Source organism: Arthrobacter sp. TJ-265, from assembly GCF_058269135.1.
In genome coordinates, this window is the sequence record NZ_JBZCND010000001.1 from 1032231 (window position 1) to 1058598 (window position 26368).

Sequence of the window (26368 nt, forward strand, 5' to 3'; positions counted from 1 at the left end):
CAGTACCCAGGTAGTACCCATGTATCAGCCAGACAAAGCAGGAGCACCACGATGGACGTACTCGTAGCCAGGATCGGGAAGCCCCACGGCATCCGTGGAGAGGTGACGGTGCAGCTTTTCACCGACGCCCCCGAGGACCGCTTCGAGCCGGGCGGGACCTTCCGCGTGGAGGGCGCCGCCGTCACCGAACTCACCGTCGTCAAGGCTCGGTGGAACAAGGACATCCTGATCGTCGGCTTCGAGCAGGTGGCGGACCGGAACCAGGCCGAGACCCTGCGCGGCGCCCAGCTCTTCGTCGACACCGCCGGTGCCCAGGAGAACGACGACGACGCCTGGTACGAGCACGAGCTCGTCGGCCTCGATGCCCGTGTCGACGGGACGTCCGTGGGCAAGGTCACCGCCCTGCGAACCATGGCGGTCCAGGACCTCCTCGTCGTCGAACTCGCCGACGGCCACGAAGCGCTGGTGCCGTTCGTCACGTCGATCGTGCCCGAGGTGGACCCGGAGGCCGGTTTCCTGACCATCGTGCCGCCGGCAGGCCTCTTCGACCTCAACACCCCGGGCTCCAACCAGGCGCCCGACGACGGCGACGACGTCGCGCGCGACCCGGCCGCCGACTCGCCCCACCCTGCGCCGGGCCGGACACGCGACTAGTGCGCATCGACGTCGTCTCCATCTTCCCGGAGTACCTCGCCGCTCTCGACCTGTCCCTCATCGGGAAGGCGCGCCAGGACGGCGTGCTGGACGTGCGGATCCACGACCTGCGCGCGTTCACGACCGACAGGCACCGTACGGTCGACGACACCCCCTACGGCGGTGGCGCCGGCATGGTCATGAAGCCCGAACCCTGGGCGCAGGCGCTCGAAGCGGTCCGGTCCGAGGCTCCTGCCGGCTCCCGGCCCGTCCTCATCGTGCCGTCCCCGGCCGGCGCCGTGTTCGACCAGGCGATGGCCCATGAGCTCGCCGAGGTGGACCACCTCGTCTTCGCGTGCGGCCGGTACGAGGGCATCGACGAACGCGCGGTGGACTGGGCCCGCGAGGAGTTCGACGTCCGGCCCGTGTCACTCGGCGACTACGTCCTCAACGGCGGGGAAGTGGCGGTGCTCGCCATGGTCGAGGCCGTCGCGCGGCTCATCCCCGGCGTCGTCGGCAACCCGGAATCCCTCGTGGAGGAATCCCACGCGGACGGCCTGCTCGAGTACCCCGTGTACACCAAACCGTCGTCCTGGCGCGGCCGCGACGTCCCCGAGGTGCTGCTGAGCGGCAACCACGCGAAGATCGCACAGTGGCGGCGGCTCGAGCAGTTCCAGCGCACCGCCGACCGGCGGCCCGACCTCCTCGGCCGGGTGGATGTCGCCGCCCTCGGGAAGGCCGACCTCACGGCGCTGCGCGCGGCGGGTTTCGACGTCGTCGACGGCAGGCTCACGAGACCGCAGCATTAACGGTTGGCGTCCGCGCTGTGGAATAATCGTGCTTTGTGTCCACTGGGCCGGACCCTGCCACAGGGGGCGTGCGGCCAACAGTTCAACACACCGACCACCGAATCATCGGATCGGCCGGAAAACCTACTTCGGCGGTATCGCCCGGGCCGTGCGCCCTGTCCTTGACCGCCGTGACCAACGTGGATGACCTGTGGCGTCCACCAGGAGCATGACCATGCATATTCTCGACTCAGTCGACGCCGGATCCTTCCGCGACAACGTCCCCGACTTCCGCGCCGGCGACACCGTCAACGTCCACGTCAACATCATCGAAGGCAAGAACACCCGTGTTCAGATCTTCAAGGGCTTCGTCGTCGGCCGCCAGGGCGACGGCATCCGCGAGACCTTCACGGTCCGCAAGGTGAGCTTCGGTGTCGGCGTGGAGCGTACGTTCCCCGTCCACAGCCCGGTCCTCGACAGGATCGAAGTTGTCTCCAAGGGCGACGTGCGCCGCGCCAAGCTGTACTACATGCGCGAACTGCGCGGCAAGGCAGCGAAGATCAAGGAGAAGCGCGACCCCAAGACGGTCAAGTAACCTCCTCTGGTGCATGAAACGCCCGCTCCCCGGTCCCCGGCCGGAGGGCAACCGAAACGCCGGCCCCACTCTGTGGGCTGGCGTTTCGTGTTCTCCGTCGTGCTGGTCGCCGTCATGGTCACCGGACTCGTGCGCGGCTTCCTCCTGGACGTCTACTTCATCCCGTCCGCGTCCATGGAACCCCTGCTCGCCGAGGGCGACCGCGTGCTCGTGGAGAAGCTCGCGGATTCGGACGTCCGGCGCGGCGACGTCGTCGTGTTCGACGGCCGCGGGTCCTTCGACCCCATCACGGACCCGCGGAGCCTTCCCGAGCAGGTCCTCGCCGGCGCGGGGCAATGGCTCGGGCTGGCGGGCAGCGACACCACGTACGTCAAGCGCGTGATCGGGGTCGGCGGGGACCACGTGGTGTGCTGCAGCGGGGACGGATCACTGACGGTGAACGGGGACACCCTCGAGGAGCCGTACGTCCATCAGGGCGACGCCGCCAGCACCACGAGGTTCGACGTCGTCGTCCCCGAGGGGCGGCTCTGGCTCCTCGGCGACCACCGGTCGGCGTCGATGGACTCGCGGTCCCTGCTCGGCGCACCCGGCGGGGGGCTCGTCGCCGAGGATCGGATCATCGGGCGGGCCTTTCAGCTAGTCTGGCCACTGGACCGGTCCGGCCCGATCGACCGACCGTCCGGCTGACGTCCCGGTGGCCAGGTCGCCCGTCGGAGGCCGTTCCCCGCACCGGCGGCCGCCGGTCATCACGAGTACAGAGGAAACTGTTCACATGGCACGGAGCTTCCGCAGGAAGTCCTCTTCGCGGGCCGAGGCCCCTGCACCACCGGCGTCCGGTCCCGACGCACCGTCCGCGGACGGTGCCGTGCCCGATGCCCCCCGGGAGCGGCAGCGCGGCGGCAAGGACCGCGATCGCGGCTTCGGTGCGTGGCTGAAGGAGATCGGCACGATCATCGTGATCGCGCTGGTGCTCTCGTTCCTCATCAAGACGTTCCTCTTCCGGGCGTTCTTCATCCCCTCCGGTTCCATGGAGGAGACCCTGGAGATCGACGACCGCATCTTCGTCAACCAGCTGGTGCCGCAGCCCTTCGACCTGCAGCGCGGGGACATCGTCGTCTTCAGCGACACCGGGAACTGGCTCCCCGCCCAGGCCGACGCGCAGGTCAGCTGGTTCAAGGAAGCGCTCATCTTCATCGGGCTCGCCCCCGACGAGTCCCAGCAGCACCTGGTGAAGCGCGTCATCGGGCTGCCGGGCGACCACGTCGTCTGCTGCGACGCCCAGGGCCGCCTCACCGTCAACGGTGAGCCGCTCGACGAGCCCTACCTGTACCCGGGCGCCAACCCCTCCGACCTGCCGTTCGACGTCGTCGTACCCGACGGCAGGCTTTGGGTGATGGGGGATCACCGCAACGCCTCCGCCGACTCGCGGGCCAACCAGGACAAGACCGGCGCGGGCTTCGTGGCCATCGACGACGTCGAGGGCAAGGCCGCGGTCATCGCCTGGCCGCTGAGTCGCCTCGGCTTCCTCGCCACGCCCTCGGACGTGTTCGAGGGCGTGCCCGATCCCCAGCCCGGCGCGCAGCCCACCCCTGGTCCCACCCCTTCACCCTCGGGGCCATGACGGCCCTGCGCAGGAAGCGCTCCACCGCCCCGACCCTGAGCGTCGAGAAGTCCTTCGCCTCCGCGGGTCACCGCTACGTGGCCGGATGCGACGAGGTGGGCAGGGGGGCCCTCGCCGGACCCGTGTCGGTGGGCATCGTCGTCGTCGACCTCGGCGCGCCCGCCCCGCTGCGGGGGGTGCGGGACAGCAAGCTGCTCCCTCCGGCGGAGCGCGAGGCGCTGGTGCCCCGCATCCGCCGCTGGTCCGTCGCGTCCGCCGTCGGCCATGCCTCGGCGGCCGAGATCGACGCCCTGGGACTGATGTCCGCGCTACGCGCGGCCGGGAGCAGGGCATGGGCCTCCGTCCTCGACACCGTGACCCCCGACGTCGTCATCCTCGACGGCAACCACGACTGGCTGTCCGCGCGGTCCCAGGGGGTGCTCTTCGGGACGGACGACGGCGAGTACGCCGCGGTCGAGCAGGTAAATCCGGCCGGCTGTACAGCCCCGGTGCACACGCGGATCAAGGCCGACCTGAAGTGCCTGAGCGTCGCGGCGGCCAGCGTGCTCGCGAAGGTGGAGCGCGATGCCCTGATGGTGTCCCTCGCCGCCGATCATCCGGACTTCGGGTGGGACGTGAACAAGGGCTACGCGACGGAGAGCCACCGTGCGGCCATCGACTCGGCCGGGCCGAGTGAGTACCACCGAAGGACCTGGCGTCTGGGAAGCCTGGAGCGGCCCGACGCAGCCCGTATGGAAAGTGGAGGATGATGATCGAATGAGTGCCGAGGATCTTGAGAACTACGAAACCGACATGGAGCTCCAGCTCTACCGCGAGTACCGCGACGTGGTGGGGCTGTTCAGCTATGTCGTGGAGACGGAGCGCCGGTTCTACCTGGCGAACCACGTGGACCTCCAGGCGCGCTCGGCCGACGGTGAGGTCTACTTCGACCTGACGCTGCAGGACGCCTGGGTGTGGGACGTGTACCGCTCGGCCCGCTTCGTGAAGAACGTCCGTGTGATCACCTTCAAGGACGTCAACGTCGAGGAGCTCGCCAAGTCGGACGACATCGCCCTGCCCAAGGACGGCACGCTGGGCAACTGACGCCCTCCGCGGGTCCTGACGCCGTCAGGACCCGTCGTCCTCCCCGCCTCCGTGCGGGAAGGCGTCCTCGGCATCGAGCGGCACGTCGGCGGCCTGCTCCAGGCGGTCGGCCTCCGAGCCGCCCGTCCCTTCGCCGGCGATCCCCACGCCGTCCGCGGTGGCCCCGGCCTCGAGCGGCGTGTCCTGTTCCTGCCGGTCGGCCTCCGAGCCTCCCGTTCCGCTGCCGGCCGGAGCCCTGGTCCCCGCCCCGGCGTCCTGGGCCGGGGTCCGTTGCTCCTGGAGGTCCGCTTCGCTCCCACCGGGCACGACGTTCCTCTGCTCTGACACGGTGTCCTCCATCCGTCGTCGGGCGCGGCCGCCGGCCGGCTGCCGCTGCACCCCCACGCTAGGCCGACGCGCGGCCGTCCGCCAGTGTTCCGACCGCCGAGGGGGACGGCGTCGCCCGGTTGTCCACATAGCCGCCTGCCGCAGCTCCGGGACTCCCTCCCTCGACGAGCCTTGGGGGCGGAGGTGACAGCCATGGTGGCGAAGGATCAATTGGGGCGTCGAGGGGAAGCGGTAGCCGCCGCCTTCCTGGAGCGGGCCGGTCTGACGATCGTCGACCGGAACTGGAGATGCCCGGCGGGGGAGATCGACCTCGTGGCGGTGGACGGGTCCACCCTCGTGATCGTGGAGGTCAAGACGCGCAGCTCGGATGACTTCGGGCAGCCCCTCGAGGCCATCACGGCCACCAAGCTCGAGAGGCTCTACCGGCTCGCCTCGCAGTGGGCCCGCGCGCACCACCTGCGGTTCAGCGGCTTCCGCATCGACGCCGTCGGCGTGCTCGACGACGGCACGGGAGCGCCGCGTATCGAACACGTGCGGGCCGTGATCTGATGGCGCTCGGACGGACCTACGCCGTGTCCCTGGTCGGCATGAACGGGCACGTCGTCGAGGTCGAGGCGGACATCGGGCAGACCCTGCCTGCGTTCGTGCTGCTTGGCCTCCCGGACGCGTCGCTCAACGAGGCCAAGGACCGGATCAGGGCCGCGGCCCGCAATGCCGGCGTGCCGCTCAGCCGCCGGAAGATCACGGTCAACCTCATCCCCGCATCCCTGCCGAAGCGCGGGTCGTCCTTCGATCTCGCCATCGTCATGTCGGCGCTGGCAGCGGCGGGGGACGTCCGCGGTGTCGGGTCCACGGTCTTCATCGCCGAACTGGGACTGGACGGGCAGCTCCGGCCGGTCCACGGGGTGCTGCCCGCCGTGATGGCTGCCGTGGAGGCCGGGCACCATCGCATCGTCGTCGCGGAGGAGAACGCGCCGGAGGCGGCTCTCGTCCCCGCAGCCGAGGTCGGGTCCTACCGCACGCTCGCCGAGGTGGCGCTGGCCTTCGGGGCGGATGCGGCGCGGGTCGCGCTTCCCGAACCCTCCGTCCGCAGCGAACCGGTCCTGCCGGTGGTCCGGTCCGGTCCCACCCGGGATCTCTCCGACATCGCGGGCCAGCACGAGGCCCGGTTCGCTCTGGAGATCGCTGCCGCAGGGGCGCACCACCTCCTGATGGTCGGACCACCCGGCGCCGGCAAGACGATGCTCGCGGAGCGACTGCCGGGCATCCTCCCGGATCTCGAGGACGACCACGCGATGGAGGTGACGGCGATCCACAGTCTGTCGGGCGAGCGGCACTGCACCGAGCTCGTGCGGAAGCCGCCCTTCGAGAGCCCGCACCACACGGCGACACCCGCCTCCATCATCGGGGGTGGCAGCGGCATCCCGAGGCCGGGGGCAGCATCCCGGGCGCATCGGGGCATCCTGTTCCTCGACGAGGCGCCGGAATACGAGAGGCGCGTCCTCGAGGCGCTGCGCGAGCCGCTGGAGAGCGGCAGGCTGGTCCTGCACCGGGCCTCCGGTACGGCGTCATACCCCGCCCGCTTCCAGCTCGTCCTGGCCCTGAACCCCTGCCCCTGCGGTCTAGCGAACGGCAAGGGGATCGACTGCCTGTGCACCGCGCAACAGCGCCGGAGATACTTCAACCGCCTCTCCGGGCCGCTGCTGGACCGCGTCGACCTGCAGTTGGCCGTCCAGCGTCTGAGTCTGGCCGACTACGTGGACGTACGGTCGCCGGAGACCTCCGCCGCTGTCGCCGGCAGGGTCGCCGAGGCGCGTGCCGCCCAACGGGAACGCCTCCTCCGATGGAACTACGCGACCAACGCGGAGGTCCAGGGCCGGATCCTCCGGGGTGAGCTGGCGCTCCCGCGGGCCGTCACGGCCTCGCTCGACCGGGCGCTGGACCGGAACCTCGTCAGTGCGCGCGGGTGGGACAGGGTCCTGCGCGTGGCGTGGACCATCGCGGACCTCGGGGGGCGCTCCCGTCCGGACGCGGACGACGTCGTCACCGCCCTCGGCTTCCGCCTGCAGGAGCGTGCCGCGTGAGTGGGGCGCAGCAGGATCTCCGTCTAGCCAGGGCCGCACTGTCACGACTGTTCGAACCCTCGGACATCGTCGGCCTGGCCCTGGTGTCGGTCGTCGGACCCCGGGATGCCCTGCGCATCGCCCGCCGCGAGACCGGGGTGGGTGTGGACGTCCACCGCCGGCTGGGCGAATCCCTGGACGTCCCGGACGGCGGACGCCGTCCCCTGGAGGACGGGCTGGAACGATGGGCGCCGCGCTTCCGCGACCTCGCACCCGAGAGGGATCTGGCGACCCTGGACCGGCTCGGCGGACGCCTCGTCGTCCCGGAGTCCGCCGACTGGCCGGCGGCGCTGGACGACCTGCAGCAGGCGGCACCGCTGTGCCTCTGGGTGCGGGGCCGGCACGAGGTGCCGCCGTCCGCGCGTCTCGCCGCCCTGGTCGGGTCGCGGGACAGCACCGCCTACGGCTCCTTCGTCACCGCCGACCTGGCCTCGGGACTCGCCACCCGCGGCTACACCGTCGTCTCCGGCGGCGCCTACGGCATCGACGCTCAGGCGCACCGGGCCGCGCTCGCCACCACAGGGGGTGGGGACCACGCGGCCACGATCGCCATCCTGGCCTGCGGTATCGACCGGTACTATCCGGCCGGGAACGAGGACCTGCTGCGTGCGATCGCTGACCAGGGCGTCCTTGTCTCGGAAGTCCCGCCCGGCAGCTCCCCGACGCGTTGGCGGTTCCTCCAGCGCAACCGGCTGATCGCGGCGCTCAGCGCGGTCACGGTCGTGGTCGAGGCGCGGTGGCGCTCGGGGGCACTCAACACGGCCCATCATGCCGCCGGACTCGGCCGGCCGGTCGGAGCGGTACCGGGCTCCGTGCAGTCGGCGAACTCCGCAGGGTGCCACCGCCTGCTGAGGGACGGTACGGCGGTATGCGTCACGGACGCCGCCGACGTCGTCGAGCTCGCCGGCCCCCTCGGCGCCGAGCCGCTCGGCGACCGGGCTCGAGCCGACGCCGCTCCCGTTCTGGACCACGACGGCCTGACCATCCCGGACCTGCTGCTGCTGGACGGCCTCCCTGTGCGGGCGCCGACGACGGTGGACAGGCTGTCTGTCGTCGCGGGTCTCTCCACGCGGGAGGTCATCAGCGGACTCGCGCGACTCGAGCTGGCAGGACTCGCCGTCAGGGCCGGTGGCGGGTGGTGCCGCCGGAGACCCTGACGCCGTCGCACTGCCGAACACACCGGCGCGTGCCGCAGCCGACACCGCCGCTGAGACCCCGCCGTCCAGACCCCACTCCCCAGGAGGACTCCCATGACCAGCACCCGTCCCGCCGACCCGGGGACCGACCGGTGGCACCATGAGCTCCAGTCACAGGTGGGGCCCCTGGTGATCGTCGCCTGTGCCGGAGCGATCGTCGGTCTCTATCACGCGGGGCACGCCCCGGCGCCGGACCCGGTGCGTCTCGGGCACCGCGCCGTCGCTGATCAGCTCGGCGGGCGGGGTGCCCCGCCGACAGCAGAGGACCGGGCGATCACACCTCCCGCCGCTACCGTCGCTCTGCTCCTCCGGGCGGACCGGGAGCTGGGTGAGTACTTCGCAGGGTCGCGGCGCGCCTTCGGGTCCCCGGTCGAACTCCACGGCACGACCTTCCAGCTACGGGTCTGGGCCGCACTGAGGGCGATCCCCTACGGAGAGACCCGCAGCTACCGCGACCTCGCCACCCGGCTCGGCAACCCCCGCATGGGTCGCGCGATCGGGGCGGCAGTGCGCAGCAATCCCGTATCGATCATCGTGCCGGGCCACCGGGTGGTCGGCAGCACCGGCGCCGTGGTCGGATATGCCGCGGGAACCGCGACCAAGACCGCACTGCTGGAGCTGGAACGCGCCCACGGTGCGCCTCCCGATCCGGTGACCGCGGCAGACATCCGGTGGTGATCCGGCCCGGGGCCGTGGTGGTCCGGACCGCCGGTCCGAGGCGGGTCGCGGTGGCGATCCGGCCGGCCGCCGCCGGAACCGCGGACGCCCCGCCGTGTCGGAGCACCCAGGGGACGCGGGATGCCGTGGATACTGGGGAGCGGAGGATTTCATGGCAGACAGCGGCGCGGTACTGGCGGGCGAGCTCCGCGCCGGCCTCGAAAGATTCGGGGACTACCTGACGCGGGAGCGCAACCGTTCGGAGCACACCGTGCGGGCATACCTGAAGGACATCGAGCTCTTCCTGCTGCACGCGGGGGACTCGGGCGTCACCACGCTGGTGCAGCTGGAACTGCGGCACTTCCGCGCGTGGCTCGGTGCGCTCGACACCGCGGGGCTTTCCCGGGCGACGATCGCCCGGCGCGCCGCATCCGTCCGCACCTTCATGGACTGGGCGGTCCGCGAGGAACTGATCCCCGCCAACCCGGCCCTCCGCCTGCGCGCCCCCAAACGCACCAGCAGCCTGCCCGCCGTCCTCAGCCAGCCGCAGGCCGCCGCGATGTTCACGAACGCGGCCGAGCGGAGCGGGCCGGGGGACCCGCACGAACTGCAGCTGCGGGCGATGCTCGAGCTGCTGTACGGGACGGGTGTCCGGGTCGGCGAGCTGGTGGGTCTCGACATCGACGACCTCGACACCGAGCGACGGACGCTCGTCGTGCTCGGCAAGGGAGCGAAGGAGCGCACCGTCCCCTACGGCGTCCCTGCCGCGCACGCCGTCGACGACTGGCTCCGCCGCGGACGGCCGCAGTGGGTGACGTCGAAGAGCGGTCCCGCCCTCTTCCTCGGACGGCGCGGAGGACGCATCGACCCGCGCGCCGTGCGAGCCCAGGTCAGGACGACCCTCGACGCGCTGGGCGACACCGCCGCGCGCGGGCCGCACGCCCTGCGCCACAGCGCTGCGACCCATCTGCTCGACGGCGGTGCCGATCTCCGTGCCGTCCAGGAGATCCTCGGACACTCCAGCCTGGCCACCACGCAGCTGTACACGCATGTATCCGTCGACCGGCTCCGCCGCAGCTACGAACAGGCGCATCCCAGGGCCTGACGCACCGACGCCCGGGGGCGCCGCGTCCGACGCACCCTGTCCACGGGATAGGCGCGCGGGCGCCGAAGTGGCGAAATTCACTCCTCTCGTGCAGAATGAGCAGGAGTCAGGCGGATCCCGCGTGGTATCGCGGGAGGGTCTCGGGAAGCTCTGCCAGGTTCATCGCACTGTCATCATCCGTTGCAGGTCGTTGGGGAAGACGTACCTACAGCTATGGAGGATGGAATGTCTGTTGTGATGGCGCGCGGTGTCTTGTACGTGCACTCAGCCCCTACTGCGTTGTGCCCCCATGTCGAATGGGCGATCGGCTCGGTGCTCGACAAGCGCATCGACATGGAGTGGACACCGCAGCCTGCCGCGCCCGGAATGCTGCGCTCGGAGCTCTCCTGGGTGGGCCCCCAGGGAGCGGGCGCGCAACTCGCCTCCGCCCTCCGTGGCTGGGCGCACCTGCGCTACGAGGTCACCGAGGAGCAGAGCGCCGGTGCTGACGGCGGCCGGTGGTCGCACACGCCCGAGCTCGGGATCTTCCACGCCACGACGGACGTCCACGGCAACATCATGGTGACCGAGGACCGCATCCGCTACGCCTACGAGGCGGGAGCCGGCGATCCCGCCGCCGTCTATCACGAACTGTCCCTCGCACTCGGGGAGTCGTGGGACGAGGAACTCGAACCCTTCCGCCACGCCGCCGAGGGCGCCCCCGTGCGCTGGCTGCATCAGGTGGGCTGACCGCCCGGATACGCTCCCACACACGGGAAAGGCGCCACCCGCGCGGGTGGCGCCTTTCCTGCTGTCCGGGGTCAGACGTTCCGGACCACGATGACGGCGTTGTGGCCGCCGAACCCGAAGGAGTTGCTCAGGGCGACGATGTCGCCCTGAGGCAGGTCGCGCGGGGCGGTGACGACGTCGAGGGGGATCTCGGGGTCCTGGTTGTCGAGGTTGATCGTCACGGGGGCCTTGCGCTCGTGGATGGCGAGGACCGTCATGACGGCTTCCACGGCACCGGAGGCTCCGAGCAGGTGACCGGTCTGCGACTTCGTCGCCGAGACCGCCACGTCATGCACGTGGCTGCCGAGGGCCGCCTTCAGCGCGGTGTACTCGGGCTTGTCGCCGACCGGCGTCGAGGTGGCGTGCGCGTTGACATGGACGACGTCCTCCGCCTGGGCGCGGGCATCGAACAGGGCCGCCTTGAGGGCGCGGGTCGCGCCCAGGCCTTCGGGATCGGGGGCGGTGATGTGGTAGGCGTCCGCGGTCACGGAGGTGCCGGCAAGCTCGGCATAGATGCGGGCACCGCGGGCCAGGGCGTGCTCCTCGGCCTCGATGACGAGTGCGCCCGCACCCTCGCCCATGACGAAGCCGTTACGGTCCGTGTCGTAGGGGCGCGATGCCAGCTCGGGCTCGTCGTTCCGCCGGGACAGGGCCTGCATGGCCGCGAACGCGGCGATCGGCATGGGGTGGATCGCGGCCTCCGCGCCACCGCACATGACGACGTCGGCCTTGCCGGACCGGATCAGGTCGAGGCCGACGTGCAGTGCCTCGGTGCCGGAGGCGCAGGCGGACACCGGAGTGTGGGCGCCGGCGCGGGCGCCGAGGTCGAGGCTGACGGCTGCCGCGGGACCGTTGGGCATCAGCATGGGCACGGTCATCGGCAGGACCCGCCGGGGGCCCTTCTCGCGCAGCGTGTCCCAGGCGTCGAGCAGCGTCCACACGCCGCCGATGCCGGTGGCGAACGCGACGGCCAGGCGATCCTTGTCGACCTCCTCGATGCCCGAGTCCCGCCACGCCTCGCGGGAGGCGACGACGGCGAACTGGGTGGAGGGGTCCATCCGCTTGGCCTCGACCCGGGTGAGGACCTCCGACGCGGGGGTCGTGATCTGGGCGGCGAAGGTGACCGGCAGCTCGTACCTCTGCACCCAGTCGGCTTCGATGGTCCGTGCGCCCGAGACCCCCTTGAGGGAGTTGGCCCACATGGTCGGGACGTCCCCGCCGATAGGGGTGGTGGCACCGAGTCCGGTGATGACGACTTTGCGTGGCATGGTCACTCTTTCGAAGCTGGGAGGTGCGCCGGCACGACCGGGGCGGGGGGATTACGAGTACGGCCGCTCACGGCGGGGACGCCGGGAGCGGCCGCAGCGCTCGGAACCGCAGGAACTAGGCCTGTGCGCCCGAGATGAAGTTGACGGCGTCGCCGACGGTCTTCAGGTTCTTGACTTCCTCGTCCGGGATGCGCACGCCGAACTTCTCCTCGGCGTTGACGACGATGGTCATCATCGAGATGGAGTCGATGTCCAGGTCATCGGTGAAGGACTTGTCCATCTCCACGGACTCGGGGGCAAGACCGGTCTCCTCGTTGACGATCTCGGCGAGACCGGACAGGATTTCTTCGTTGCTAGCCATGGTGGCTCCTTTTCTGTTCTTGCCGGTGCACCGGCGGGGATGGTCAAACCGCACTCTCGCGGTCTGGGCTTGAAAACTAGGGGAGAACGACGACCTGCGCGCCGAACACGAGGCCCGCGCCGAAGCCGATCTGCAGGGCGAGCTTCCCGCTGAGCGTCGGTTGTTCCTTGAGGGTGCGGTGCATGGCGAGGGGGATCGAGGCTGCCGAGGTGTTGCCGGCGTCCACGATGTCCCGCGCCACGTAGACGTGCTCGGGGAGCTTCAGCTGCTTCACCATCTCATCGATGATACGGATGTTGGCCTGATGGGGGAGGAACACCGCGAGGTCGTCCGCGGTCACGCCGGCCGCGTCGAGGGCTCTCTGGGCGACCTTGGCCATCTCCCAGACGGCCCAGCGGAACACCGTGGGGCCGTCCTGGACCATGGTGGGCCACAGGCTCTGGCGCTCGGCGTCGGCCTCGCGCTCCGCGTCCGTGGCGACGGCACCGATGGCGTAGTCGCGCACGTCGATGAGGGATCGGTTCATGCGGATGGCCTCGTGCTTGCTGCCGTCCGATCCCCACACGGAGGGGCCGATGCCCGCGGTGTCGCCGGGGCCGATCACCACGGCTCCGGCGCCGTCGCCCAGGAGGAACGAGATGGTGCGGTCGGCGTTGTCGATGAAGTCGGAGAGCTTCTCGACGCCCACCACGAGGACGTACTCGGCGGTGCCGGCATGCACCAGGGCGTCACCCTGCGCGATGCCGTAGCAGTAGCCGGCGCAGGCCGCGGAGATGTCGAACGCCGGTGCCGGCGTCGCCCCCAGCCGGTCGGTCAGCTGCGCGGCCGCCGACGGCGTGGCGTAGGGGTGGGTCACCGTCGAGACGAGGACGGCGCCGAGCTGTGACGCGTCGATCCCCGCGGCTTCCAGCGCCTCACGGGAGGCGGCCTCCGCCATGTCGATGACGCTGACATCGCGGGGCGCACGGTGCCTGGTGACGATGCCGGTCCGCTGCCGGATCCACTCGTCGGAGGAGTCGATCCACTGGCACACGTCTTCGTTGGTGACGATGACCTCCGGCCGGTACGCGCCGACGCCGAGGATGCGGGTGTGCTCGCGGAGGGGGGCTTGCTTGATGGCGGTGATGCTCACTGAGGTCCTTCGGAGGTAAGGGACGGATCCAGGTCCGGGGTCCGCGAGTGCTCCGTGATGAAGCTGCGGGCGGCGTCGAGGTCCTCGGGCGACTTTACTGCGAGTGCCGCCGTACCGCGCATTCCGCGCTTGGCCAAACCGGTCAGCGTGCCCGCGGGCGACAGCTCGACCATCCCGGTGACACCCATCGCCTGCATCGACTCCATGCAGAGGTCCCAGCGCACTGGGCGCGACACCTGCGCGATCAGGCTGTCCAGGTTGCCCTCCCCGGCGGCGACCGGCCGGCCGTCATAGTTGGACACGAGGGTGGCGAGCGGGTCGCTGGGCGTGAGGCTGGGGCGCAATGCCTCGAGGGCCGTCACGGCCGGGGCCATGTGAGCGGTGTGGAAGGCCCCGGCGACCTTCAGGGCGATGACGCGGGCTTTGGCCGGGGGAGCGTCGGCGAGGGCCGCCAGCTGCTCGAGGGTCCCGGCGGCGACGACCTGCCCGCCTCCGTTGGCGTTCGCGGCAGTGAGCCCGAGGTCCGCGAGCACGGCGGCCACCTCGTCGGGATCGCCGCCCAGGACGGCGCTCATGCCCGTCGGCAGGGCGCCGGCGGCCTGGGCCATGGCATTGGCACGCACACGGACGAAGGCGACGGCGTCGTCCTCGCTGAGCGCTCCCGCGACGGCCGAGGCGGTCAGTTCACCCACGGAGTGCCCTGCGACCACGGTGGCCGCGGTGAGCGGGTGGTCCTGGAGGAGCAGGCGCGCGGTGACGAGGCCGGCCGCGACGATCAGCGGCTGGGCGACGGCGGTGTCCTTGATGCTCTCCTCGTCGGAGACGGTGCCGTGACGAATGAGATCCGTGCCGGCACGGTCGCTGAGCTGTTCCAGGTGCTCGCGGACTCCCGGGAGCTCGAGCCAGGGGCTCAGGAAGCCCGGTGTCTGTGAGCCCTGTCCGGGGCAGGCAATTGCAAGCACTCTTCCAGCTTTCCAAATGGGCGGAGCATTATCGGGTGTTCGGCCGAACCAAGCTCACTGATGGTCTTTGTGGGAAGTCTACAAGGACACCGCCCGCGGGGCGGCCGTCGTCGCTCCCTGGTCGGCGGGTGCGGCACGTGCCGCACGCCCCGTTGCGGGCACCGCTCCCGGGCTGGCCGCCTGGGGTGGAGCTAGGCGGCCGACGACCAGCGCCGTCTGGAGGACGTACGCCTCGCGGGGGACGAGAGGATCCCAGCCGGTCACGTCGCAGACGCGGCGGAGCCGGTACCGGACGGTGTTCGCGTGCACGAAGAGGGACCGCGCGGTGGCCTCCAGCGAGTGCCCGAGGCTGAGGTAGGCGGACAATGTCTGCTCCAGCCCGTTCGAGGCCGCGAGGAGCGGGCGGTAGATCATCCTGACCAGGGCGCGCCGCGCGGTGTCGTCGCCGGACATGACGCGCTCCGGCCACAGGTCCTCGGAGGAGACGGGCCGGGGTGCTCCCGGCCAGGCGCGGGCGGCGGTCAGCCCGGCGAAGGCCGCCTGGGCCGAGCTGCTCGCGGCGACGAGCGATTCCGCCTCGGGGCCGAACACGACGGCGCCGTCGCCGAAGAGTTCGCTGATCCTCGGATACGCCTTGTCCGCGTCGCGGACACCGCCCAGCACGAGGATGAGCCGCTCTCCCTGGATACCCACGAGGACGTCCTCGGCCAGCCGGCCGGTCACGCGGCGGAGTTCGTTGAGGAAGCCGGCGTTGGGTTCCTGCGGGGCGCTGCCGACCATCACCGTGATGCGGGCCTGGGACTTCCACCCGACGGCGGCGATCCGGGAGCGGAGGGCGTCCGAGCTCTCGCCGCGCAGGATGGCGTCCACCACGAGCGCTTCGAGCCGCGTGTCCCAGGATCCGCGAGTTTCGGCGGCCCGGGCGTAGACGTCGGCCGCGGCGAAGGCGACCTCGCGCGAGTAGCGGAGCACGGCCTCACGCAGGGGCCCCTGGTCGGCGGCGGGCGCGAGGAAGGGCACGTGGTCCTCGACGACCTGCACCACCACGCGGATGAGCTGCAGGGCCTTCTGGAGGCTGATGGAACGGGTGAGCTCCGTGGGCGCCGTGCCGAAGACGTCGCTGAGGACCCAGGCCGGTGAGACGGGCTTCTGGTACCAGTTGACGAAGGACGCGATGCCCTTCTGCGCCACCATCCCGAGCGCGGAGCGCTCGTCGGGCCGCAGTCCGCGGTACCACGGCAGGTCGGCGTCGAGCTGCCGCAGCGTCGCGGTGGACAGCGACCCGATGGTGGCGCGCAGCTTCTCGACGGTCGCCGGATCCGGGGGAGCGGCGCCCGCGTTCGTCGCCCCTCCCGTCGTCGGGACGCTGGGAGGGACGTCGTCAAGCTGCGGCATCCTCCGAGCATACGGTCTCCGGCCCGTGGCCTCCCATTTGTGTGAAGGCTACAAAAAGGGCGACGGCGGGCGCAGTATGCACTGCTCCCGCCGTCGCCCCTGGGGAACCGGGACCTAGGCGTCGCCACCCGTGTTGCCGGTGGTTCCGGCGTTCACATCGAGCAGCCGGTACTTCTCGATCGCTTCCTTCGGCGCGTTGGCGTCGACCTCGCCGCGGCGGGCGAGCATCTCGAGCGCCCGGACCACGACGGAGTGGCTGTCGATCTTGAAGAACCGGCGTGCCGCCGCGCGGGTGTCCGAGAAGCCGAAGCCGTCGGCTCCGAGGGTCGCGAACTCGTTCGGCAGGAACTGCCGGATCTGGTCGGGGACGGCCTTCATGAAGTCGGAGACCGCGACGATCGGACCCGTGGCGCCTTCGAGCTGCTGCGTGACGAACGGCTTGCGTGCCTCGGCGCCCGGGTTGAGGAAGGCGTCCTCCTCGGCGTCCAGGCCGTCGCGGCGCAGCTCGTTCCAGGAGGTCACGGACCAGACGTCGGCCGAGACCCCCCACTCGTCGGCGAGGATCTGCTGCGCCTCGAGGGCCCACGGAACGGCGACACCGGAGGCGAGGAGCTGGGTCCTCGGTCCGTCGACCTTCGCGGGCTTCAGGAGGTAGATGCCCTTGAGCAGGCCCTCGACGTCCAGTTCCTCCGGCTCGCCGGGCTGCTGGAACGGCTCGTTGTACACCGTGATGTAGTACATGACGTTGCGGAAGGATTCCGGCTTGTCGCCGATGTCCCCGTACATCCGGTTGAGCCCGTCGCGGACGATGTGCCCGATCTCGTAGCCGAACGCCGGGTCGTACGTGATGACGGCGGGGTTCGTCGAGGCGAGGATCGGCGAGTGGCCGTCGGCGTGCTGGAGGCCCTCACCGGTCAGCGTGGTGCGTCCGGCGGTCGCCCCGATGATGAATCCCCGCGCCATCTGGTCGGCTGCGGCCCAGATGGAGTCGCCGGTGCGCTGGAAACCGAACATCGAGTAGAAGACGTAGATCGGGATCAGCGGTTCGCCCTGGGTGGCGTAGGCGGTGCCGGCGGCCGTGAAGGCTGCCATGGATCCCGCCTCGTTGATGCCGGCGTGGAGGATCTGGCCCTGGATGGACTCCTTGTAGGCGAGGACGAGGTCGCGGTCCACGGACAGGTAGTTCTGGCCCTTGGGGTTGTAGATCTTGGCCGTCGGGAAGAACGAGTCCATGCCGAAGGTGCGTGCCTCGTCGGGGATGATCGGCGTGATGCGCTTGCCGAACTCCTTGTCGCGCATGAGGTCCTTCAGGATGCGCACGAACGCCATGGTGGTGGCGGCCATCTGCTTCCCGGACCCCTTCTTGGCGGTCTCGTACGCCTTGTCGCCGGGCAGCACGACGTCCGCGTGCTTGGTCCGGCGCTCGGGGACGAAGCCGCCGAGCTCACGGCGGCGCTCGAGCATGTACTTGATCTCGGGTGCGTCGGCGCCCGGGTGGTAGTACGGGGCGTTGTAGAGGTCGTCGTCGATCTGCTCGTCGGTGACCGGGATCCGCAGGTGGTCGCGGAACGCCTTCAGGTCGGCGTTGGTGAGCTTCTTCATCTGGTGGGTCGCGTTGCGGCCCTCGAAGTGCGGGCCCAGGCCGTAGCCCTTGACCGTCTTCGCCAGGATCACCGTCGGCTTGCCCTTGAACTCGGTGGCGGCCTTGTACGCCGCGTACACCTTGCGGTAGTCGTGGCCGCCGCGCTTGAGGTTCCAGATCTCGGCGTCGGTGAGGTCCTCGACCATGGCCTTGGTCTCGGGCGACTTGCCGAAGAAGTGGTCACGGACGAAGCCGCCGGACTCGGCCTTGTAGGTCTGGTAGTCGCCGTCGGGCGTCTGGTTCATGATGTCCACCAGGGCGCCCTCGTGGTCCTTGGCGAGCAGCGAGTCCCACTCGCGGCCCCAGACCACCTTGATGACATTCCAGCCGGCGCCGCGGAAGAAGGCCTCGAGCTCCTGCATGATCTTGCCGTTGCCGCGGACCGGCCCGTCGAGGCGCTGCAGGTTGCAGTTGATCACGAAGTTGAGGTTGTCCAGGTTCTCGTTCGCGGCGAGCTGGAGCAGGCCGCGCGATTCGGGCTCGTCCATCTCGCCGTCGCCGAGGAACGCCCAGACCTGCTGCTCCGAGGTGTCCTTCAGGCCGCGGTTGTGCAGGTAGCGGTTCGACTGCGCCTGGTAGATGGCGTTCATGGGGCCGATGCCCATCGACACGGTCGGGAATTCCCAGAAGTGCGGCATCAGGCGGGGGTGCGGGTAGGAGGAGAGGGCGTGGCCCTCCTTCGACTTCTCCTGACGGAACCCGTCGAGGTCCTCCTCGGTGATGCGTCCCTCGAGGTAGGCACGCGCATACATGCCGGGGGAGGCGTGTCCCTGGAAGAAGATCTGATCGCCGCCGCCCGGGTGGTCCTTTCCCCTGAAGAAGTGGTTGAAGCCCACCTCGTAGAGGGTCGCCGCGCCGGCGTACGTCGAGATATGACCGCCGACGCCGATCTCGGGGCGCTGCGCGCGGTGCACCATCACGGCCGCGTTCCAGCGCATCCAGGCGCGGAACTTGCGCTCGATCTCCTCGTCGCCCGGGAACTCCGCTTCCTGGTCCGCCGGGATGGTGTTGACGTAGTCGGTCGTCGTGACCATCGGCACGCCGACGGACTGGGCGCCGGCCCGCTGGAGGAGCGAGCGCATGATGTACTGCGCACGTTCGGTGCCCTGGACGCGAATCAGCTCGTCGAGGGATTCGATCCACTCGGCGGTCTCCTCGGGGTCCCCGTCGGGTTTGCCAACGGTCAGACCGCTGAGGATGTCCGCCGTACCTTGTTCTGCAGCCACGTGATGTCTCTCCACTTCCACAGATTCTGTCTGTGTCGCTTTATGCCTGCACACGGCTCGTAGGCCCGCGCAGAGATGTATGCCCGGCGTAAGCCACCCAGGCCATATAGTGCCTTACTCTATCGCCGCCGTGCGTCCGATGCGTAGCGGGAGCCGGGCCGCCGGACAGATTACGCCGAGGGCGTGTAGGGGGCGTCCCCCGCAGGAGAGCCGGACGTGCGCGGCGACGCCGCACCCGAAATCCGCCCGCTGGCTTGATGCTGGGCGCAGAAAGGTGTTGGCTGGTAGACATGCACATCTATAGCAGGACCCGTCGGGCGACAGTCCCGTCTTTCCAGGAGGAGACAAGTGAGCGAGGCTGAAGCCGCCACCGCGGTCGACGTGGCAGGCAAGTTGGGTTTCAAGCAGGGGGATCTTGTCCAGGAACTCGGGTACGACGACGACGTCGACTTCGACTTCCGCGAAACCCTCGAGGACGGCATCGGGTCCGAATTGCTCACGGAGGACGACCAGGACGTCGTCGACGGTGTCCTCCTCTGGTGGCGGAACGGCGACGGCGATCTGGTGGACGCTCTCGTGGACGCCCTGACCTCGCTGGGCGGCAACGGGGTCGTCTGGCTCCTCACCCCGAAGTCGGGCCGACCCGGATACGTACCGCCCGCCGACATCCAGGAAGCCGCCCCGACGGCAGGACTGCACTCCACGTCCTCCGCCGGTGTGTCCAAGGAATGGGCCGCCACCCGGCTCGTCAACCGCCGGAAGCAGTAGGACGTGCCCCTCGACGTCGGAACGGTGGCACCCGGGTTCGCCCTGGCGAACCAGTTCGGCGAGACCGTGACGCGGTCGTCCCTTGTCGGCGGCTCCGTCGTCGTCTTCTTCCCCTTCGCGTTCTCCCGCGTCTGCACCGACGAGCTCGGCCAGCTCCGGGACAGTCTGGAACTGTTCGACGCCGCCGGCGTCACGCTCGTGGCGGTCTCGGTGGACCACAAGTACACGCTGCGGGCCTTCGCCGACGCGAATGACATCTCCTTCGACCTCCTGGCCGATTTCTGGCCGCACGGCGCGACCACGCGCGCCTATGGGGCGTTCGACGAGGAGCAGGGCTACGCCGAACGCGTCAGCTACGTGCTCGATGGTGCGGGCGTGGTCCGTGCCGTCGTGTCCTCACCCCATGGGCAGGGCCGGCCGATCGCCGACTACGCCCAGGCGCTGAGCTCGGTCGAAGCGGCCCTGTGACCGGTCCGGGCGGCGGCATGCGGATGCGTGACGACCTGCCCGGACCGGAATCGAACCCGGGGCTCGGGCTGACGGGGTTCGTGCGCGAGCCCCCGGCGTCGGTCCTCCCGGTGCTGCAGCCGGCCGAGCTCGGCCCCCTCGACGAGGCCGTCGCCCTGCTCGGCGGGCTGCGACTGGTCGTGCTGACCGGTGCCGGGCTCAGTACCGACTCCGGCATCCCGGACTACCGCGGCCCGCAGTCGGTGCCCCGGAACCCGATGACCTACCAGCAGTTCGTCGGTGACGAGGCGCTCCGGCGCCGCTACTGGGCGCGAAACCACCTGGGGTGGCGGCACCTCCGCCGGGCCGACCCCAATGCGGGGCACGCCGCCGTCGCCCGGTTGGAGCAGCGGGGCCTGCTGTCCGGCCTCATCACGCAGAACGTCGACAGGCTCCACTCCTCGGCCGGCAGCATCAACGTCATCGACCTGCACGGGACGTTCGACCGCGTGGTATGCCTGCAGTGCGCCTCACTCTTTGCGCGGTCCCGGATCGCGGAGATCCTCGAGGCACTGAATCCGGGCTACCTCGAGCGGGAGTCCGGCGCCGGGGACATCGCCCCCGACGCCGATGCCGACGTGGACGACACCGGCGATTTCCTGATGGCCCCGTGCCCCGCGTGCGGCGGCATGCTCAAGCCCGACTTCGTGTACTTCGGCGAGAACGTGCCCAAGGGCCGCGTCGCCGACGCGTACGCCATGGTCGACGCCGCCGCCGCGCTGCTGGTCGCCGGTTCCTCGCTGACCGTGATGAGCGGGCTGCGGTTCGTCCGCCACGCGGCGAAGGCGGGCAAGCCCGTCGTCATCATCAACCGCGGATGGACGCGCGGGGACGAGTTCGCCTCGCTCAAGATCGAGGCGGGTGTCTCCGAGGCGCTCACCTACCTCGCCGGACGGCTCCCGGACCTGACGCAGCCGTAGGGAGAGCACTGCGTCCCCAGGTAGTCAACTTTCCGTCCGAGTAGTGGCTTCGGTGTCGGCACCGCACGCACCGCCGTAGCGTCGGTCCATCAGGTCTCTCAAGCAAGGTGGAACAATGCGGCACACGACACGATCTCTTCTGCTGGCTTTCGGATCCGCCGCGGCGTTGGTCGCGGCACCCCTGGCGCTGGACGTCCAGGGCGGGACGGTCGCGGACCACGCCGTGGCAGGCCCCCGCGCGGCGACCACCCCGTCGATGGCGATTCCTGCGGTCCCCGGGGCCGCGGATGGTCCTCCTGCCGTAGGCGCATCCACCGAGGACCCGGTCGAGGTGGTTCCGGTGACCACGACGACGGTCCAGGTTCCGCCTCCCGTCGACGCCGGACCGGAGGGCGACCTCCTGTCGGAGGTCCCGCCTCCGCCTCCCTCCCCGCAGTGCCCGATCACCGAGGAGGGCGCCTGGTGGACCGACCCCGCCGATCCCCATACCTGCCTGCGGCCCGGGTCCATACCGTTCTTCGAGCCCACGCCCCCCGGCATCGCGCCCGAGCTCCTCGAACCGATCTTCGAGGACCCGCCGACGTCGCCCGGTGCGGGCGAGGACTGCCGCCTCACCGGGGCGCAGGAGTGCGTCGTCGGCATCATGGGCCAGGACTACGTGGTCACCTTCGCCGACGGCAAGCCGGTCGGTGTGGTCGAGGCGCAGCGGTAGGAGCGCGCGAGCCCGTCGCGGTCAGGTTGCGGCTAGAGTGGACGGCGTGCTGGGACAGTGGCGGTGGGATCGGAGGACGGCGGTCTTCGTGGCGGGCGCGAGCATGATCGCGCTGTCCATCGCCGCCCGCAGGCTGGGTCTCGGCGTCGACGACGACGGCGGGCCGGCTCTGTGGCTCGCCCTTCTCTTCGTGGTGGGCGCGTCCCTGATGCTCATCGTCCTGGCCGGGAGGCTGATCGCCGTTCTGAAGAAGCGCTGACCGTCGCCGCAGCGGGGACCCCGGACTACTTGTCCCCGCGGTGTGCGGCAGCGAAGGTTGTGAACCCACACCTCAAGGGGCGACGCCTACCTTGGGATGGACCACTTCGACCGGGAGGAGCACGTGGCGACCCTGCGCGCACCAGCACCAGGCGCCACAGCGACCCGATCCGGAGCCATTGACGCTCTGCGTGTCCTCGCGGTCGTCGGTGTCGTCGCCGGGCATGTCTGGTCGGGTCCGCTCGTCGACGCAGGGCTCTACACGTGGCACGTCCCTGTGTTCTTCCTGCTCGCCGGATACCTCTGGAGGACTCGGAGGCCGGGTGCTCGACGGGCGGAGGTGACGGAGGCGAAGAAACGCTTCCGGACGATCATGACGCCGTACCTGGCATGGTTGGCCGTGACCCTGATCGTTCATGTCGGCATCCTTCGTCAGCGCGGGTCGCTGGCACCCGAAGCCGTGATCCTGCCTCTCATGGGCGGGTCCCTCAACGCGGGACCGTTCGGTGCGTACTGGTTCATGACCGCGCTGTTTCTTTCGGCCCTCATGTTCCGGGCACTAGAGCGTGTCCCCCTCGTCCTCCGGACCGCGCTCATCGTCGATCTTGCGGTCGTCACGCACGTGTTCAGGGAGGTCCTCGCCCCGCTGCCCTTGTCCATCGGGGTGGCCGGCGCCGCGCTCGTCTTCATGCTCGCGGGTCAGGCACTGCAGCACCTCCGCAGTCGGGTGCGCGGGCCGGTCCGGGTCGGGGCGGTGTGCCTCGTCGTGGGGGTCGTGCCTGTCGTCGCCGGGGTGTCGGCACCACTGGACATGAAGTACGGCGAGCTCGGCACGCCGGTTCTCAGTGTTGTCGTAGCGGTGCTGATCACCGTCGGCCTCTTGTTGATGCTCGAGGGCGTCTTTCCCCTGCTGCCCGGATCGGTCCATGTCCTGTCCGAAAGGTTTGCTGCGGGCTGCCTGATGGTGGTGCTGACCCACACCTACGTTCTGTGGCTCCTTGCCGTACCGGACACGGAGAGGTCGTTCTGGGTACTGGTTGCGGCGCTGGTCCTGCCGTGGGCTGTCGCCATGATCCTCCATCGGACACCACTCTCCCAGGTGTTTCTCGGGATGCCACGCGCCACCTGATCGCGGGGTTTCCTGCTGCCCGGGAATGACGCGGGCAGCAGAAAACCCCGCCCATCCCGGGAGTCGTCCCAGGAATGGCGGGGTTTCGAGTGGTGGGTCCTACCGGGATCGAACCGATGACATCCACGGTGTAAACGTGGCGCTCTACCAGCTGAGCTAAAGACCCTCATCCCGTGACACCGGACCATCGGCCAGGGCGGCATCACGAGGATCGACTATACCGGCTCGCCGATCGTCCGCGCCAATCCTGGCACGCCTACTCCTCGGCGGCGAGCTGGCCGCACGCGCCGTCGATCTCCTTGCCGCGGGTGTCGCGGAGCGTCGTCGGGATACCGGCGTCCCGCAGCCGGTTGATGAACTCGGTGGAGACGCTCTTCTCGGAGGCCGTCCAGATGGATCCGGGCGTGGGGTTGAGCGGGATCGGATTGACGTGCACCCAGCCGCGCCCGCGCTGGTTGAGCTTCTTCGCCAGCAGGTCCGCGCGCCAGGGGTGGTCGTTCATGTCCTTGATGAGCGCGTACTCGATGCTGACGCGCCGTCCGGTGACCCGGTAGTAGTTGTAGGCGGCGTCCAGCGCCTCGTCGACCTTCCAGCGCGTGTTGACCGGGATCAGCTCGTCGCGGAGCTCGTCGTCGGGCGCGTGGAGGGACAGCGCGAAGGTGACCGGGAGGGACTCCGCGGCGAGTTTGTTGATCGCCGGCACGAGGCCGACCGTCGACACCGTGATGTTGCGTGCGGACATGCCGAGGCCCTCGGGGGAGTCGTCCACGAAGCGGTGGAGGGCGGCCATGACGCGCTTGTAGTTCGCCAGCGGCTCACCCATGCCCATGAAGACGATGTTGGTGACGCGGTCGGCGTCGTGCCCGCCGTCCGTGCGCAGGTCGCCGAGGGCGCCCTCGGCCAGGGCGCGGTTCGCGGCGACCACCTGGTCGACGATCTCCGCGGTCGACATGTTGCGCGTCAGGCCCGCCTGGCCGGTCGCGCAGAACGGGCAGTTCATGCCGCAGCCGGCCTGGGAGGACACGCAGAGCGTCACCCGGCCCGGGTAGCGCATCAGCACCGACTCCACGAGGGCGCCGTCGAAGAGGCGCCACAGGAACTTGATGGTGTCGCCGTTGTCCGTGGTCAGGCGCTTCACCTCGGTGAGCAGCGGCGGGAACATGGCCGCGACCAGTTCCTCGCGCCCGGCCTTCGGCAGATCGCTCATCGCCGCGGGGTCGGTGCTGTAGTGCGAGAAGTAATGAGTGGACAGCTGCTTGGCGCGGAAGCCCTGGTGTCCCAGTTCCTTCAGCCGCTCCTGCCGCTCCGGCAGGGTCAGGTCCGCCAGGTGTACCGGCGGCTGGCTGACCCGCGGGGATTTGAACTGCAGGAGCGGCCTGCCGTCGCTGGCGACGATCGGCTGGGCGCCCTCCACCTCGGGGCGCACCTGGGGGCGCGAGGAGGCGGGGGCAAGGGCAGGAGGGGTAACGGTAACGTCGGACATCCTTATCATTCTTTCACGGATGGCACCAGCGTCCCAGCCGGGGGCACGGTGGACAGCTCACGGAATGCGTGAGCCGGGCGACACATAACGCCGCGGAGGCCCGCGGGTGTGGCGGCGCGGAGCGCGACGGTAATAGTGTGAAAGCGACCGGAGGAGCCGCGTGGGAACGCGCCCGAAGCACCGGCACATGCAGCGCGTTGCATGCAGTCGACCAACGACGGAGAACACATTGAGCGCACAGATCGGCGTCACGGGCCTGGCAGTCATGGGAGCCAACCTCGCCCGCAACCTGGCCCGCAACGGCTACACCGTGGCCCTGCACAACAGATCCAACGAGAAGACGTACGCCCTGCTGGAGAAGCATGGCGGGGACGGCGAGTTCATCCGCACGGAGACCATGCAGGAACTCGTCGACGCGCTGGAGAAGCCCCGCCGGGTGCTCATCATGGTGAAGGCCGGCAAGCCGGTGGACTCCGTGATCGAGCAGCTGGTGCCGCTGCTGGAGCCCGGGGACATCGTGATCGACGGCGGCAACTCCCACTACGAGGACACCCGCCGCCGTGAGGCGGCCCTGTCCGCGCACGACCTGCACTTCGTCGGTGTGGGTGTCTCCGGCGGGGAGGAGGGTGCGCTCCTGGGCCCGTCCATCATGCCCGGCGGGTCCCGCGAGGCCTACGACTCGCTGGGTCCCATGCTCGAGAAGATCTCCGCCAAGTACAACGGGGAGCCCTGTTGCCGCTGGATCGGCACGGACGGCGCCGGCCACTTCGTGAAGATGGTGCACAACGGCATCGAGTACGCGGACATGCAGGTCATCGGGGAGGCCTTCGACCTCCTGCGCTCCGGCGCCGGCATCGAGCCGGCCGACCAGGCGACGATCTTCACGGACTGGAACGCCGGGACGCTGTCCTCGTTCCTCATCGAGATCACCGCCGAGGTGCTCGGCCACACGGATGCGCGCACCGGCAGGCCGTTCGTCGACGTCGTCGTCGATGCCGCCGGGCAGAAGGGGACCGGCCGGTGGACCGTCGTGTCGGCGCTGGAACTGGGCAGCCCGACGTCGGGCATCGCCGAGTCCGTCTTCGCGCGCGCCCTGTCCTCCCAGCTCGAGCAGCGCCTCCAGGCCCAGGACGTCCTGCAGGGGCATGAGGGGACGGTGGAGCTCCCGGACACGTTCGTGGAGGATGTCCGACTCGCGCTGTACGCCTCGAAGCTCGTGAGCTACGCGCAGGGCATCGACATGCTCACGGCCGCGGCGAAGGAGTACGGCTGGGACCTGAGGCTCGACGAGATCGCGTCCCTGTGGCGGGCCGGCTGCATCATCCGCGCCGAGCTCCTCGACGACATCATGAAGGCGTACGCCGGCAGCGACCGCCCGGCCAACCTCCTGCTGGCCCCCGCCTTCGCCGAGGCGATCGCCGGCGCCGTGCCGGCCTGGCGCCGCGTGGTCGCCACCGCCGTCCAGCTGGGCATCCCCGTACCGGTCTTCTCGGCGTCGCTGGCCTACTACGACGGCCTGCGCCGCAAGCGCCTGCCGGCCGCCCTGACGCAGGGCCTGCGCGACCTCTTCGGCGCGCACACCTACAACCGGGTCGACGGCGAGGGCACCTTCCACACGCTGTGGGGCGAGGACAAGTCCGAGATCGAGGCCGTCGACACCCACTGACCGGGCCGTCAGCGACGGCACGGACGACGAGAGCCCCGGACCT

Annotated in this window: 28 protein-coding genes and 1 tRNA gene; 20 read left to right on the top strand and 9 right to left on the bottom strand. The window is 70.1% G+C overall.

Annotated features, from left to right (window positions below):
* Positions 1–51 precede the first annotated feature (51 nt).
* From rimM to AC4D2E_RS04965, 7 genes are all read left to right on the top strand, one after another.
* The gene (gene rimM / locus AC4D2E_RS04935) at positions 52–654 is read left to right on the top strand and encodes a ribosome maturation factor RimM (protein WP_490909503.1); all 603 of its coding nucleotides are present in this window, start codon (positions 52–54) and stop codon (positions 652–654) included.
* Complete coding sequence (gene trmD, locus AC4D2E_RS04940) at positions 654–1442, top strand: tRNA (guanosine(37)-N1)-methyltransferase TrmD (protein ID WP_104165384.1); 789 nt, start codon at positions 654–656, stop codon at positions 1440–1442. Before rimM ends, trmD begins: the two co-directional genes overlap by 1 nt.
* A 214-nt stretch (positions 1443–1656) precedes the next feature.
* Positions 1657–2016 carry a 50S ribosomal protein L19 gene (rplS, locus tag AC4D2E_RS04945; protein ID WP_104166690.1) on the top strand — a complete coding sequence of 120 codons (360 nt, stop codon included), beginning with the start codon at positions 1657–1659 and terminating at the stop codon, positions 2014–2016.
* Between the two features lie 87 nt (positions 2017–2103).
* Positions 2104–2703 (top strand): signal peptidase I, encoded by a 600-nt coding sequence (gene lepB, locus AC4D2E_RS04950; protein WP_490951832.1) that lies wholly within the window; start codon positions 2104–2106, stop codon positions 2701–2703.
* Between the two features lie 85 nt (positions 2704–2788).
* On the top strand, positions 2789–3637 hold the full coding sequence (gene lepB, locus AC4D2E_RS04955) for a signal peptidase I (RefSeq protein ID WP_490951833.1): 849 nt from the start codon (positions 2789–2791) through the stop codon (positions 3635–3637).
* Entirely contained in the window at positions 3634–4386 is a 753-nt protein-coding gene (rnhB, locus tag AC4D2E_RS04960) for a ribonuclease HII (RefSeq protein WP_490951834.1), read from the top strand. Before lepB (AC4D2E_RS04955) ends, rnhB begins: the two co-directional genes overlap by 4 nt.
* Positions 4387–4393: 7 nt before the next feature.
* Complete coding sequence (locus AC4D2E_RS04965; protein ID WP_043445771.1) at positions 4394–4720, top strand: DUF2469 domain-containing protein; 327 nt, start codon at positions 4394–4396, stop codon at positions 4718–4720.
* Between the two features lie 24 nt (positions 4721–4744).
* On the opposite strand, the gene AC4D2E_RS04970 is transcribed toward AC4D2E_RS04965, so the two are convergent.
* Complete coding sequence (locus AC4D2E_RS04970; protein WP_490951835.1) at positions 4745–5047, bottom strand: Rv3202a family protein; 303 nt, start codon at positions 5045–5047, stop codon at positions 4745–4747.
* A gap of 183 nt (positions 5048–5230) precedes the next feature.
* Between AC4D2E_RS04970 and AC4D2E_RS04975 the strand changes: the two genes are divergently transcribed.
* The 6 genes from AC4D2E_RS04975 to AC4D2E_RS05000 all read left to right on the top strand — a co-directional run bounded on the left by AC4D2E_RS04975 (position 5231) and on the right by AC4D2E_RS05000 (position 10857).
* On the top strand, positions 5231–5596 hold the full coding sequence (locus tag AC4D2E_RS04975; RefSeq protein ID WP_181033540.1) for a YraN family protein: 366 nt from the start codon (positions 5231–5233) through the stop codon (positions 5594–5596).
* Positions 5596–7131 (top strand): YifB family Mg chelatase-like AAA ATPase, encoded by a 1536-nt coding sequence (locus tag AC4D2E_RS04980; RefSeq protein ID WP_490909498.1) that lies wholly within the window; start codon positions 5596–5598, stop codon positions 7129–7131. Before AC4D2E_RS04975 ends, AC4D2E_RS04980 begins: the two co-directional genes overlap by 1 nt.
* A complete protein-coding gene (dprA, locus tag AC4D2E_RS04985) occupies positions 7128–8327 on the top strand; it encodes a DNA-processing protein DprA (RefSeq protein ID WP_490951836.1) in 1200 nt (399 codons plus the stop codon). Before AC4D2E_RS04980 ends, dprA begins: the two co-directional genes overlap by 4 nt.
* Before the next feature lie 93 nt (positions 8328–8420).
* Entirely contained in the window at positions 8421–9044 is a 624-nt protein-coding gene (locus AC4D2E_RS04990) for a methylated-DNA--[protein]-cysteine S-methyltransferase (RefSeq protein ID WP_490951837.1), read from the top strand.
* Between the two features lie 151 nt (positions 9045–9195).
* Entirely contained in the window at positions 9196–10128 is a 933-nt protein-coding gene (locus AC4D2E_RS04995; RefSeq protein ID WP_490951838.1) for a tyrosine recombinase XerC, read from the top strand.
* Between the two features lie 225 nt (positions 10129–10353).
* The gene (locus AC4D2E_RS05000) at positions 10354–10857 is read left to right on the top strand and encodes a DUF3145 domain-containing protein (protein WP_104165366.1); all 504 of its coding nucleotides are present in this window, start codon (positions 10354–10356) and stop codon (positions 10855–10857) included.
* Positions 10858–10928: 71 nt separating this feature from the next.
* Here AC4D2E_RS05000 and fabF read toward each other — a convergent pair whose 3' ends face one another.
* From fabF to aceE, 6 genes are all read right to left on the bottom strand, one after another.
* Positions 10929–12164, bottom strand: coding sequence for a beta-ketoacyl-ACP synthase II (fabF, locus tag AC4D2E_RS05005; RefSeq protein ID WP_104165365.1), 1236 nt, complete (start codon positions 12162–12164; stop codon positions 10929–10931).
* A 115-nt stretch (positions 12165–12279) separates the two neighbouring features.
* Positions 12280–12525 carry an acyl carrier protein gene (locus tag AC4D2E_RS05010; protein ID WP_104118510.1) on the bottom strand — a complete coding sequence of 82 codons (246 nt, stop codon included), beginning with the start codon at positions 12523–12525 and terminating at the stop codon, positions 12280–12282.
* A gap of 76 nt (positions 12526–12601) precedes the next feature.
* Positions 12602–13657, bottom strand: a complete 1056-nt coding sequence (locus tag AC4D2E_RS05015; protein WP_490951839.1) for a beta-ketoacyl-ACP synthase III — start codon at positions 13655–13657, stop codon at positions 12602–12604.
* Positions 13654–14619 carry an ACP S-malonyltransferase gene (locus AC4D2E_RS05020; protein WP_490951840.1) on the bottom strand — a complete coding sequence of 322 codons (966 nt, stop codon included), beginning with the start codon at positions 14617–14619 and terminating at the stop codon, positions 13654–13656. Before AC4D2E_RS05020 ends, AC4D2E_RS05015 begins: the two co-directional genes overlap by 4 nt.
* A gap of 78 nt (positions 14620–14697) precedes the next feature.
* A complete protein-coding gene (locus AC4D2E_RS05025) occupies positions 14698–16014 on the bottom strand; it encodes a PucR family transcriptional regulator (RefSeq protein WP_490951841.1) in 1317 nt (438 codons plus the stop codon).
* A gap of 114 nt (positions 16015–16128) precedes the next feature.
* Positions 16129–18882: a pyruvate dehydrogenase (acetyl-transferring), homodimeric type gene (aceE, locus tag AC4D2E_RS05030; protein ID WP_490951842.1), complete on the bottom strand. Its 2754-nt coding sequence runs from the start codon at positions 18880–18882 to the stop codon at positions 16129–16131.
* Between the two features lie 348 nt (positions 18883–19230).
* Here aceE and AC4D2E_RS05035 point away from each other — a divergent pair, with 348 nt between their 5' ends.
* From AC4D2E_RS05035 to AC4D2E_RS05060, 6 genes are all read left to right on the top strand, one after another.
* Complete coding sequence (locus AC4D2E_RS05035; protein ID WP_104165356.1) at positions 19231–19650, top strand: DUF3052 domain-containing protein; 420 nt, start codon at positions 19231–19233, stop codon at positions 19648–19650.
* Between the two features lie 3 nt (positions 19651–19653).
* Positions 19654–20118 (top strand): redoxin domain-containing protein, encoded by a 465-nt coding sequence (locus tag AC4D2E_RS05040; protein ID WP_104165355.1) that lies wholly within the window; start codon positions 19654–19656, stop codon positions 20116–20118.
* A 23-nt stretch (positions 20119–20141) separates the two neighbouring features.
* A complete protein-coding gene (locus AC4D2E_RS05045) occupies positions 20142–21077 on the top strand; it encodes an NAD-dependent protein deacetylase (RefSeq protein WP_490951843.1) in 936 nt (311 codons plus the stop codon).
* Positions 21078–21192: 115 nt separating this feature from the next.
* Positions 21193–21789: a hypothetical protein gene (locus tag AC4D2E_RS05050; RefSeq protein WP_490951844.1), complete on the top strand. Its 597-nt coding sequence runs from the start codon at positions 21193–21195 to the stop codon at positions 21787–21789.
* Positions 21790–21835: 46 nt separating this feature from the next.
* On the top strand, positions 21836–22048 hold the full coding sequence (locus tag AC4D2E_RS05055) for a hypothetical protein (protein ID WP_490951845.1): 213 nt from the start codon (positions 21836–21838) through the stop codon (positions 22046–22048).
* Positions 22049–22144: 96 nt separating this feature from the next.
* Positions 22145–23176 (top strand): acyltransferase family protein, encoded by a 1032-nt coding sequence (locus tag AC4D2E_RS05060; protein ID WP_490951846.1) that lies wholly within the window; start codon positions 22145–22147, stop codon positions 23174–23176.
* A gap of 90 nt (positions 23177–23266) precedes the next feature.
* Here the strand turns inward: AC4D2E_RS05060 and AC4D2E_RS05065 are convergent.
* Together AC4D2E_RS05065 and rlmN are read right to left on the bottom strand one after the other, a co-directional pair.
* Positions 23267–23342 (bottom strand) — tRNA-Val (locus AC4D2E_RS05065).
* A gap of 90 nt (positions 23343–23432) precedes the next feature.
* Positions 23433–24659: a dual-specificity RNA methyltransferase RlmN gene (rlmN, locus tag AC4D2E_RS05070; protein ID WP_490909489.1), complete on the bottom strand. Its 1227-nt coding sequence runs from the start codon at positions 24657–24659 to the stop codon at positions 23433–23435.
* Between the two features lie 229 nt (positions 24660–24888).
* On the opposite strand from rlmN, the gene gnd reads away from it, so the two are divergent.
* Entirely contained in the window at positions 24889–26325 is a 1437-nt protein-coding gene (gene gnd / locus AC4D2E_RS05075; protein WP_490909488.1) for an NADP-dependent phosphogluconate dehydrogenase, read from the top strand.
* Positions 26326–26368 lie beyond the last annotated feature (43 nt).

Bases quoted from the DNA above. Each gene is read 5' to 3' on its own strand.
- rimM (WP_490909503.1), top strand. From the start codon at position 52: ATGGACGTACTCGTAGCCAGGATCGGGAAGCCCCACGGCATCCGTGGA.
- rplS (WP_104166690.1), top strand. From the start codon at position 1,657: ATGCATATTCTCGACTCAGTCGACGCCGGATCCTTCCGCGACAACGTC.
- lepB (WP_490951833.1), top strand. From the start codon at position 2,789: ATGGCACGGAGCTTCCGCAGGAAGTCCTCTTCGCGGGCCGAGGCCCCT.
- rnhB (WP_490951834.1), top strand. From the start codon at position 3,634: ATGACGGCCCTGCGCAGGAAGCGCTCCACCGCCCCGACCCTGAGCGTC.
- AC4D2E_RS04965 (WP_043445771.1), top strand. From the start codon at position 4,394: ATGAGTGCCGAGGATCTTGAGAACTACGAAACCGACATGGAGCTCCAG.
- AC4D2E_RS04980 (WP_490909498.1), top strand. From the start codon at position 5,596: ATGGCGCTCGGACGGACCTACGCCGTGTCCCTGGTCGGCATGAACGGG.
- AC4D2E_RS04990 (WP_490951837.1), top strand. From the start codon at position 8,421: ATGACCAGCACCCGTCCCGCCGACCCGGGGACCGACCGGTGGCACCAT.
- AC4D2E_RS04995 (WP_490951838.1), top strand. From the start codon at position 9,196: ATGGCAGACAGCGGCGCGGTACTGGCGGGCGAGCTCCGCGCCGGCCTC.
- AC4D2E_RS05000 (WP_104165366.1), top strand. From the start codon at position 10,354: ATGTCTGTTGTGATGGCGCGCGGTGTCTTGTACGTGCACTCAGCCCCT.
- fabF (WP_104165365.1), bottom strand. From the start codon at position 12,164: ATGCCACGCAAAGTCGTCATCACCGGACTCGGTGCCACCACCCCTATC.
- AC4D2E_RS05010 (WP_104118510.1), bottom strand. From the start codon at position 12,525: ATGGCTAGCAACGAAGAAATCCTGTCCGGTCTCGCCGAGATCGTCAAC.
- AC4D2E_RS05025 (WP_490951841.1), bottom strand. From the start codon at position 16,014: ATGCCGCAGCTTGACGACGTCCCTCCCAGCGTCCCGACGACGGGAGGG.
- AC4D2E_RS05045 (WP_490951843.1), top strand. From the start codon at position 20,142: ATGCGTGACGACCTGCCCGGACCGGAATCGAACCCGGGGCTCGGGCTG.
- AC4D2E_RS05050 (WP_490951844.1), top strand. From the start codon at position 21,193: ATGCGGCACACGACACGATCTCTTCTGCTGGCTTTCGGATCCGCCGCG.
- AC4D2E_RS05060 (WP_490951846.1), top strand. From the start codon at position 22,145: ATGGACCACTTCGACCGGGAGGAGCACGTGGCGACCCTGCGCGCACCA.
- rlmN (WP_490909489.1), bottom strand. From the start codon at position 24,659: ATGTCCGACGTTACCGTTACCCCTCCTGCCCTTGCCCCCGCCTCCTCG.